Here is a 10,473-nt window from a genome sequence, read left to right as displayed (position 1 = left end):
CGTAGTCGTGATACATCACACCCGCGAACACACCCGTCCGGCTCCCCCGCAACCCCACCGGACTGATCCCCGCCCGCTCAATCGCCTCCCAGGAGGCCTCCAGCAACAACCGCTGCTGCGGATCCATGGCAAGTGCCTCACGCGGCGAAATCCCGAAGAACCCCGGATCGAACTCCGCCGCGTCATACAGGAACCCGCCCTGACGGGTGTACGAGGTGCCCTGGCTCTCCGGGTCGGGGTTGTAGAGCCTGTCCAGGTCCCAGCCACGGTCGGCGGGGAACTCGCCCACCCCGTCACGGGCCTGCGCCACCAGCTCCCACAGGTCCTCCGGAGAGAGCACCCCACCCGGGTACCGGCACGCCATGCCCACGATCGCGATCGGCTCGTCGACCGTCTTCGCGGCGGTGACGGCGGACTGGGCGGCCTGGCCGCCGGCCATCTGGCTGGCCAGGTGGTCGGCGATGGCCTCGGCGGTCGGGTAGTCGAAGATGAGCGTGGCCGGAAGCGGCACGCCGATGGCGGCCGTGAGCTGGTTGCGGAACTCGACGGCCGTCAGGGAGTCGAAGCCGAGCTCCTGGAAGGCGCGGTCGGGCTGCACCGCGTCCGCCGAGGCGTGCCCCAGCACCTTGGCCGCTTCCTTGCGGACGAGTTCCAGCAGCAACATCCTGCCGCGTTCCGCGCCCTCCAGCCCGGCGAGCCTGCGGGCCAGCTTGGACCCGGTCGAGCGGGCCACCTGCCGTACGGACCCGCGTACGAGCCCGCGCAGCAGCGCGGGAAGGCGCGAGCCCCGGCCGGCCAGCGCGCTCGTGTCGATGCGCAGCGGCACCAGCACCGCCGTGTCCGAGCCGGACCCGGCGTCGAACAGCGCCAGCGCCTCGTCCACGGGCAACGCCGGCAGGCCCTGACGCCGCATGCGCTCGAAGTCGGCCTCCCCCAGCGAGCCGCTCATGCCGGCGTCGGTCTCCCACAGCCCGTACGCCAGCGACGTGGCGACCAGGCCCGACGACCGCCGGTGCGCGGCCAGGGCGTCGAGGAACACGTTCGCGGCGGCGTAGTTGGCCTGGCCCGCCGCGAGGACGGAGCCGCCGGCGGACGAGAACAGCACGAACGCCGACAGGTCGAGGTCGCGGGTCAGCTCGTGCAGGTGCCAGGCTGCGTCGGCCTTCGGCCCCAGCACGCGGTCCAGCCGTTCCGCCGACAGCGAGGCGACCAGCCCGTTGTCGCTGACGCCCGCGGCGTGCACCACGCCGCGCAGCGGGCGCTCGGCGGGGACGGACGCGATCAGGGTGGCGAGCGCGTCGCGGTCGGCCACGTCGCAGGCCGCGACGTCCACCGAGGCGCCCAGTTCGGACAGCTCGGCGACCAGCTCGGCCGCGCCCGGGGCGTCGAGCCCGCGCCGGCTGACCAGCAGCAGGTTCGCGACCTCGTGCTCGGTGACCAGGTGACGCGCCACCAGCGCGCCCAGTCCACCGGTGCCGCCGGTGACGAGGACGGTCCCGTCGGGCCCGAACACCGGCTCACCCGCCGAGGTCGTGGCCCGCACCAGGCGCGGCGCCCGGATCTGGCCACCGCGGACGGCCGCCTCCGGCTCTCCCGAGGCCGCCACCCCGGCCAGCGTCGCCCACGACTCGGCGCTGCCGTCCACGTCCACCAGCACGAACCGGCCCGGGTTCTCCGCCTCGGCCGCCCGTACCAGACCCCACACCGGCGCCACCGACACGTCCACGCGATCACCGTCGTCCACGGCCACCGCACCCCGCGTCACCACCACCAGCCGCGACGACGCGAACCGCTCATCGGCCAGCCATCCCTGCACGGCGCTCAGGACGTCGGCGGCGGTTCCGTGCACGGCGTCGAGGACGTCCGCCTCCGGCGGGGTCACGACGTACGTGACGGCGTCGGGCACGGCGGTGTCCTCGGCGATCGAGGCCAGCTCGGGCAGTTCGCGGAGCTCGGCGGTGTCGGCGGCGGAGACGGGGGTCCACTCCACCCGGAACAACGCCTCGGAGTGGTCGTTGCCGGCGGCGGTCAGCTGGTCCGCCGTGACCGGGCGGACGGCGAGCGAGTCGACCGACAACACCGGGGAGCCGTCGGCGTCGGCGATGGTCAGCGCGATGGAGGTCTCGCGCAGGCGGGTGATCCGCACCCGTACGCTGCTCGCGCCCGCCGCGTGCAGCCGCGCACCGGCCCAGGAGAACGGCAGCACCGTCTGCCCGTCACCGGCGATCAGCTGGGCGTGCATCGCGGCGTCGAGGAGGGCGGGGTGCAGCGCCGACCTGGCCGCGTCCGCGTGCGCCTGCTCGGGCAGCTCGACCTCGGCGAACACGTCCTGGTCCCGCCGCCACGCGGCCTGGAGGCCCTGGAAGACGGGCCCGTACTCGTACCCCATGTCCAGCAGCAGGTCGTAGGCGCCGGACACGTCGACCGCCTCGGCGCCGGCCGGCGGCCACTGCTCCAGCCCGTCCGCGGGCGCGGGCGCGGCGGCGGACAGCGCGCCTTCGGCGTGCCGGGTCCACGTGCCGGCGGTGTCGCCGTCGGCGCGGGAGTGGATGGCGATCGGCCGCGCGCCGGAGGCGTCGGCGGCGCCGACGACCACCTGCACCTGGCGTGCGCCGCCGGCGGGCAGCAGCAGCGGCGCCTGCAGGGTGAGTTCCTTGACGAGGGGGCTGTCCACCTGGTTGCCCGCCTGCAGCGCCAGTTCGAGGAAGGCCGTGCCGGGGAGCAGGATCGTGCCGTTGACGGCGTGGTCGGCCAGCCACGGCTGGGCGGCCACGGACAGGCGGCCGCTGAGCACGACGGACTCGCCGCCGGCCACCTCGGTCACCGCGCTCAGCAGGGGGTGGTCGAACGCCGCCAGCCCCGCTCCCGCCATGTCGCCGGCCCCGGAGCGGGCGGAGATCCAGTACCGCTGGTGCTGGAAGGCGTAGGTGGGCAGGTCCACGGGCGAGGGGTGAGCGGGGGCGAAGAACGCCTCCCAGTCGACGGCCACGCCGCGCACGTGCAGGTGGCTCAGGGCCTGCACGAAGGCGAGGGGCTCCGGACGGTCCTTGCGCGTGCTGGGGACGAAGACGCCGTCCCCTGCGCTCTGCTGGGCCAGCGCGGTGAGGGTGGCGTCGGGGCCGACCTCGATCCAGACCTTGGCGCCGGTCGCGCGGGCGGCGGTGACGCCGTCGGCGAACCGCACGGCGCCGCGTACGTGCTCGACCCAGTAGGCGGGGTCGGTCAGCTGACCCGGCTCGGCCAGACGACCCGTCACGTTCGAGACGACCGGAACCGCAGGCTCGTGGAAGGTGATCCCGCCGATCGCCTGCGCGAACTCCGCCAGCATCGGCTCCATCAACGGCGAATGGAAAGCATGCGACACCCGCAACCGCCGGGTCCGCGCCTCCACCAGGCCCTCGATCTCCGCGACCGCCGCCTCGTCACCCGACACCACCACCGCAGCCGGACCATTGACCGCCGCGATCCCCACCCGATCCTCACGACCGGCCAGCAACGGCAGCACCTCGGCCTCCGCAGCGGCCACCGCCAGCATCGCCCCACCAGAAGGAAGCGCCTGCATCAACCGGGCACGAGCCGCCACCAAAGCACAGGCGTCCTCCAGCGAGAACACCCCAGCCACATGAGCGGCCGCGATCTCCCCGATCGAATGACCGACCAGCACGTCCGCCCGCACGCCCAGCGACGCCAGCAGCCGATACAGCGCGACCTCGAAGGCGAACAGCGCGGGCTGGGTCATCCCGGTCTCGTTCAGCACCCCCTCGGGGTCGCTGAACATCACCTCGCGTACGGGATGCGGCAGCAACGGGTCGAGCACCCGGCAGATCTCGTCCAGCTCGGCGCCGAACACGGGGAACGCCTCGGCGAGTTCCTTGCCCATGCCGAGTCGCTGGCTGCCCTGCCCGGCGAACAGCAGCGCCACCTTCCCGCCGGAGCCGCTGCCCGAGATCGCGGCCGAGGGGTCCTCGGCCAGCGCCTCAAGCCCGGCCAGCAGTTCTGAGCGGTCGGCGCCCACGACGACCGCCCGGTGCTCCAGCACGCTGCGGCCGCCGGCCAGCGTCCAGGCGACCCCGGCCGGGTCCGCCTCCGGGTGCCGCTCGGCCCACGAGGTGAGCCGCCGGGCCTGACCGGCCAGCGCCTCAGGGCTCTTGGCCGAGATCATCCAGGGCAGCACCGGCAGGGCCGCGGCGTCGCCCGTGGGGGCCTCGTCCTCGTCACCCTGCTCGATGATCACGTGGGCGTTGGTGCCGCTCACTCCGAAGGAGGAGACGGCGGCGCGGCGCGGGCGGTCGAGCTCGTCCCACGTACGGGCCTCGGTCAACAGCTCCACCGCACCCGCAGACCAATCCACATGCGGCGACGGCTCATCCACGTGCAACGTCCGCGGCAACGTCCCGTGCCGCAACGCCATCACCATCTTGATCACACCACCGACGCCCGCAGCCGCCTGCGCATGACCGATGTTCGACTTCAACGACCCCAGCCACAACGGCCGATCCCGCTCCTGACCATAGGCCGCGATCAACGCCTGCGCCTCGATCGGGTCACCCAGCGACGTGCCCGTCCCATGAGCCTCGACCGCGTCCACCTCACCCGCCGACAGACCCGCGTTCGCCAACGCCTGACGAATCACCCGCTGCTGCGACGGACCATTCGGAGCCGTCAACCCGTTGCTCGCACCGTCCTGGTTGATCGCACTGCCCCGCACCACCGCCAGCACCCGATGACCATGCCGGCGCGCATCCGACAACCGCTCCACCAGCAACATGCCGACGCCCTCGGCCCACCCCGTGCCGTCGGCACCGGCCGCGAACGCCTTGCACCGACCGTCCGGCGACAACCCACGCTGACGCGAGAACTCCACGAACGTCCCCGGCGTCGCCATGACCGTCACGCCGCCGGCCAGCGCCAGGTCGCACTCGCCCGACCGCAGCGCCTGCACCGCGAGATGCAGCGACACCAGCGACGACGAGCACGCGGTGTCCACCGTCACCGCCGGACCCTCGAACCCGAACGTGTACGACACCCGCCCGGACGCGATGCTGCCCGAGTTGCCGGTGCCGACCAGGCCCTCCAGCTCCTGAGGCACGGAGGTGGGCGCGTAGTCGTGGTACATCACCCCGGCGAACACGCCGGTCCGGCTGCCCCGCAACCCGGCGGGATCGATACCGGCCCGCTCCATCGCCTCCCACGACGTCTCCAGCAACAACCGCTGCTGCGGATCCATCGCCAGCGCCTCACGCGGCGAGATCCCGAAGAACGCCGGATCGAACTCCCCCGCCTCGTACAGAAAACCACCGTGCCGCGCATACGTCGTGCCACGGCTGTCCGGGTCGGGGTCGTAGAGCCTGTCCAGGTCCCAGCCACGGTCGGCGGGGAACTCGCCGATCGCGTCCTGGCCGGAGTCCACCAGATTCCACAGGTCCTCGGGTGAGAGCACCCCGCCGGGGAACCGGCAGGCCATTCCCACGATCGCGATCGGCTCGCGCGCCGCCTCGGCAAGAGAACGGTTCTGCGCACGCAGCCGTTCCGTCTCCTTCAAGGAGGAACGCAGGGCCTCGATGAGCTTGGTGTCGTTCGCAGCCATTCTCGCCTCGTACTCTTCGTGCTACCGAAAGGGGGATCTACGCCTGGGCGGCGGGGATGTTCTCGGTGATCGTCCGCATGACCGCGGCGGCGTGGTCGTTCAGGTAGAAGTGACCGCCGCTGAAGACGTGCAGGTCGAACGCGCCGGTCGTGTGCTCCTTCCAGCGCGCCGCCTCGTCGGTGCTGACGTGGGGGTCGCGGTCACCGGTCAGGACGACGACGGGTGCGCCGATCGTGGCGCCGGGCGTGCAGCGGTAGGTCATGATGGCCGTGTAGTCGCCGCGCAGCGACGGCAGGATCATGCTCTGCAGCTCGGGGTCCGCCAGCATGCGCACGTCGGTGCCGCCGAGCCGGCGCACCTCCGCGAGCAGCGCCTGGTCGCCCTCCTTGTGCACGGTCTCGACCCGTACGCAGGAAGGCGCGCGCCGACCGGAGGCGAACAACACCCGCGGCGCGAGGTCCCGCTCCTCCAGCCTCCTGGCCACCTCGAACGCGACGACGGCGCCCATGCTGTGCCCGAAGAAGGCCATCGGCCGGTCCGCCAGGGGCACGATCTCCGCCGTGACCCGGTCCGCGAGCTCGCCGATGTCGTCGATGCACGGCTCGTGGCGGCGTTCCTGCCGCCCCGGGTACTGGATCGCCAGCACGTCGAACCGCGGCGTCAGCTGCTTGGCCACCGGGTGGAAATAGGAGGCCGAGCCGCCCGCGTGCGGGAAGCAGATCAGGCGCGTGGCGGTGTCACGGCCGGCCGGCGCGGCGAAGAAGCGCCGCACCCACGTTCCGGTTTCGGTGATCACTGGGTCTTCCTTCCGTTGATGTCCGCACTCACCCTGGCGACCAGGAGTTGGGGGCCTGGAATGTGTGCGGTTCGTCCCAGGCGGGCGGCCGGGAGGAGGGGCCGCCGCGCCAGGACCGGCCGTCCCGCTCGCCCGCCCTCGTCGCGGGCCGGGGCGGGGCGTTCGGCTCCTGCACGCCGGGCCGGAGGCGGTGCAGCAGCGCCGTCACCACCGCGGCCAGCTCCTCCTGGTCCAGTTCGCCGCGTACGAACCTGAACACCGCGCCGTCGCCCCCCATCACATCGGCAGGTTTCCGTGTTTGCGGTAGGGCACCTTGGCGGTCTTCGCGCGCAGCATGGCCAGCGAACGCGCGAGAACCGCCCTGGTCTCGGCCGGGTCGATCACGTCGTCGACCAGCCCGCGCTCAGCGGCGTAGTAGGGGTGCATCAGCTCCTGCCGGTACTCCCTGATCAGCCGGACGCGGGCCGAGTCGGGGTCGTCGGCCGCGGCGATCTCCTTGCGGAACACGACGTTCGCGGCGCCCTCCGCGCCCATGACGGCGATCTCGTTCGTCGGCCACGCGAACGACAGGTCCGCCCCGATGGACCGGGAGTCCATCACGATGTACGCCCCTCCGTACGCCTTGCGCAGGATGACCTGGATGCGCGGGACGGTGGCGTTGCAGTACGCGTACAGCAGCTTGGCGCCGTGCCGGATGATGCCGGCGTGCTCCTGGTCGCGGCCGGGCAGGAAGCCGGGCACGTCGACCAGGGTGACGAGCGGGATGCTGAACCCGTCGCAGAACTGCACGAACCGGGCCGCCTTCTCCGAGGCGTTGATGTCCAGCACGCCCGCCAGCGAGGCCGGCTGGTTGGCCACGATGCCGACGACCTGGCCGTCGATCCTGGTCAGGGCGCAGACCACGTTGGTGGCCCACGTGCTGTGGACCTCGAAGAAGTCGCCGTCGTCGGCGATCTCGTGCAGGACCTCGCGCATGTCGTACGAGCGGCTCAGCTCCGAGGGCACGATGTCGAGCAGCGCCTCGCACCGCCGGTCCGCGGGGTCGGCGGTGGCCAGGTCGGGCGGCGACTCGCGGTTGTTGGCGGGCAGGAGCGAGAGGAGGTAGCGGACCTCCTCCAGGCAGTCGGTCTCGTTGTCGTAGACGAAGCCGGCGGCGCCGGAGACGGTGCCGTGCACCTGGGCTCCGCCGAGCTCGTCATGGCTGATCTTCTCGCCGGTGACCGCTTCGACCACGTTGGGGCCGGTGATGTACATCTGCGAGATGCCGCTGACCATGAACGTGAAGTCGGTGAGCGCCGGCGAGTAGGTGGCGCCGCCCGCGCAGGGACCGAGGATCACGCTGATCTGCGGGATGACCCCGGAGGCCTGCACGTTGCGCTGGAAGATGCCGCCGTAGCCGGCGAGCGCGGTCACGCCCTCCTGGATGCGGGCGCCGGCGCCGTCGCTGAGGCTGACGAGCGGCGCGCCGGTCGTCATGGCCAGGTCCATGAGCTTGTGGATCTTCTGGGCGTGCGCCTCGCCCAGCGAGCCGCCGAAGATGCGGAAGTCGTGCGCGTAGACGAAGACGGTACGGCCGTGCACCTTGCCCCAGCCGGTGATCACGCCGTCGGTGTAGGGCCGCCGGTTCTCCATGCCGAAGCCGCTGGCGCGATGCCGGCGCAGCGGCTCGATCTCGGTGAAGGTGCCGGGGTCGAAGAGCAGGTCGAGCCGCTCGTCGACGGTGAGCTTGCCCCTGGCCCGCTGCGGGTCCTTGGCAGGCCGAGCTTCCCCGCCGCGCGCCTGATCCTTGATCATGCCGAGTTCGGCCACCCGCTCCCGCAGGGAGAGAGGCGGTTCCAAGCCGCGTTCTGTGGTCAGAGTCACGTTGCGTATATCCTCTCGGCCTATGAGCGGGATATCAGCTGACACGCCCTTCGAGCGCGTGCCCGGATGCCCCGCCCCAGTCACGTTTCATTCCAGCCCATGGGGCCGCGGATCAGCTACGGGATTCGCCCCCTAATATCCGCCTGCATTCCCCTACGGAATCCCCTGGACGGCGACCGAGGAGAAAGCACGCCATTCCTGGGGACCGGCCGGGAATTCAACGCGGTGCGGCCGCCCCGGTTGAGGGGGGCGATAAGGGTTGCCCATGCGCGCCTGCATGGCCGGCGGCGAAGCGGCACGTCTAGTGGGGCATAGGGGTTACCCCACGCTTCTCGCGTCGCGAATACTGGTGCCGCTCGGCAACCTGAAATCTCGCCGGTGTGCCCGGCCGGGGCGCACCAGCGCGGCGCGTAAGGAGACACCGGTGGACTTTGGTTTATTCTATTTCGCGGACGGTGTCCGTACCGGGACCGACCAATACCGGCTCCTGCTCGAAGGGGCCAGGTTCGCCGACAGCAACGGTTTCTCCGCGGTGTGGACACCCGAGCGGCATTTCCATGAATTCGGCGGCCGATATGCCAATCCCGCGGTGACCGGGGCGGCCGTGGCCGCCGTGACCGAGAACGTCGCGATCCGCGCGGGAAGCGTCGTGGCGCCGCTGCACCACCCGGCACGCATCGCCGAGGAATGGGCGATGGTGGACAACATGTCCGGCGGCCGGGCCGGCGTCTCGTTCGCACCCGGCTGGCACGTGGTGGACTTCGCGCTGCGGCCGGAGAACTACGCCGACCGCCGCCAGGTCACCATGGACACCATCGACACGGTGCGGAGGTTGTGGCGGCAGGAGGAGGTGGAGCTGGTCGACGGCGCCGGCGAGTCGGTCAAGCTGCGCACCCACCCGGCGCCGGTCCAGCCGGAACTGCCCACGTGGCTCACCAGCTCGGGCAACCCGGAGACGTTCCGCCAGGCGGGCGACCTCGGCGTCGGCATTCTCACCCACCTGCTCGGCCAGAGCCTCGACGACCTCGTCCGCAAGGTCGCCGAATACCGCGAGCACTACGCCAGGGCGCACAACGGGACCGGCCACGTCGCGCTGATGTTGCACACGTTCGTCGGCGACGACCGTGCCAAGGTGCGGGAGGTGGTGCACGACCCGTTCACCGACTACCTGCGCAGTTCGCTGGGCCTGGTCCTGAAGGCGGCGGAGGAGCTGATGCCGGGCATCGACCCGGACGAGATGGACCCGGAGGACATCGAGTTCCTCCTGGAGGTCTCCTTCGAGCGGTACTTCGAGACGGGCGGCCTGTTCGGCACCGTCGACGACGGCATGGCCGTGCTGAGCTCCCTGGAGCAGATCGGCGTCGACGAGGTGGCCTGCCTCATCGACTTCGTGCCCGACACGGACGCCGTCCTCGACGGCCTGCGCCATCTCGCCCGGCTCAAGCAGCGGTGGGAAGCACGGTGAGCGCGCCGACGGCGGGCGCCGTCATGATCGACAGCGTGCGGCTGAGACGCGCGCTCGGTCACTATCCGACGGGCGTCGTGGTGATCGCGGCCCTGACGGACGGCGAGCCGCACGGTTTCACCGTCAACTCCTTCACCTCCGTCTCCCTCGATCCGCCCATCGTGAGCTTCTGCGCCGCCCACACCTCGACGACGTGGCCGCACATCCGCGCTGCGGGCGCCTTCACCATCAGCATGCTGAGCGCCGGTCAGGAGCGGGTGTGCCAGTCGTTCGCGAAGAAGGGGGCCGACCGGTTCTCCGGCGTCGGGTGGACGGCGAACGCGAGCGGCCATCCGGCGATCACCGGAGCGGTGGCGTGGATCGACTGCGTGCTCGACTCGTGCCACCTCGTGGGCGACCATGAACTGATCCTCGCCCGGGTGGTCGACCTGACCACCAACGACGACGCTGGCGACGACCCGCTGGTCTTCCACCGCGGAAGGCTGGGCCGGATGCTGCTCTGACCGGCGAAACGAATACAGGGCGCTCCCCACCGGAGAGCGCCCTGTATTTCTGTGCGCCGCCGGGGACTCGAACCCGCTGATTCGCGGCGGGCGACGCGTTCTCGAACCTCGCGGGGCGGGTCGCGGTCGTCAATGATGAGGAGGGACCCGTCGGCGGCGGCGACCGCCCCGCCATGTGCCGGAACCGTGCCTAAGAGCATTCAGCGAGCAACCACGGGAGCACCTCACCGTGGCCGGAGCCCCTCGAAAACCGAGAAAC

6 protein-coding genes are annotated in these 10,473 nt (G+C 71.5%); 2 read left to right on the top strand and 4 right to left on the bottom strand.

The features are described 5' to 3' along the window. The 4 genes from E1295_RS51985 to E1295_RS31700 all read right to left on the bottom strand — a co-directional run. Positions 1 to 5,587: type I polyketide synthase (locus E1295_RS51985; RefSeq protein WP_132636011.1), on the bottom strand; the 5,587-nt coding region annotated here is incomplete at its 3' end. 37 nt (positions 5,588 to 5,624) lie between these two features. Next, positions 5,625 to 6,383 carry a thioesterase II family protein gene (locus E1295_RS31710; RefSeq protein WP_246064463.1) on the bottom strand — a complete coding sequence of 253 codons (759 nt, stop codon included), beginning with the start codon at positions 6,381 to 6,383 and terminating at the stop codon, positions 5,625 to 5,627. Between the two features lie 28 nt (positions 6,384 to 6,411). Continuing rightward, positions 6,412 to 6,663 (bottom strand): acyl-CoA carboxylase epsilon subunit, encoded by a 252-nt coding sequence (locus E1295_RS31705; RefSeq protein WP_132636008.1) that lies wholly within the window; start codon positions 6,661 to 6,663, stop codon positions 6,412 to 6,414. Beyond that, positions 6,660 to 8,177, bottom strand: a complete 1,518-nt coding sequence (locus E1295_RS31700) for an acyl-CoA carboxylase subunit beta (RefSeq protein ID WP_132636029.1) — start codon at positions 8,175 to 8,177, stop codon at positions 6,660 to 6,662. The genes E1295_RS31705 and E1295_RS31700 overlap by 4 nt, the downstream gene beginning before the upstream one ends. 493 nt (positions 8,178 to 8,670) lie before the next feature. Between E1295_RS31700 and E1295_RS31695 the strand changes: the two genes are divergently transcribed. Then, the gene (locus E1295_RS31695; RefSeq protein ID WP_132636005.1) at positions 8,671 to 9,711 is read left to right on the top strand and encodes a MupA/Atu3671 family FMN-dependent luciferase-like monooxygenase; all 1,041 of its coding nucleotides are present in this window, start codon (positions 8,671 to 8,673) and stop codon (positions 9,709 to 9,711) included. Next, positions 9,708 to 10,214: a flavin reductase family protein gene (locus E1295_RS31690; protein ID WP_246080576.1), complete on the top strand. Its 507-nt coding sequence runs from the start codon at positions 9,708 to 9,710 to the stop codon at positions 10,212 to 10,214. The genes E1295_RS31695 and E1295_RS31690 overlap by 4 nt, the downstream gene beginning before the upstream one ends. Positions 10,215 to 10,473 lie beyond the last annotated feature (259 nt).

The organism is Nonomuraea mesophila, from assembly GCF_004352805.1.
GTDB lineage: Bacteria > Actinomycetota > Actinomycetes > Streptosporangiales > Streptosporangiaceae > Nonomuraea > Nonomuraea longispora.
This window is presented reverse-complemented; position numbering and strand designations above follow the sequence as displayed.

Coding starts and splice junctions, on each gene's coding strand:
- E1295_RS31700 (WP_132636029.1), bottom strand. CDS start 8,177: ATGATCAAGGATCAGGCGCGCGGCGGGGAAGCTCGGCCTGCCAAGGAC.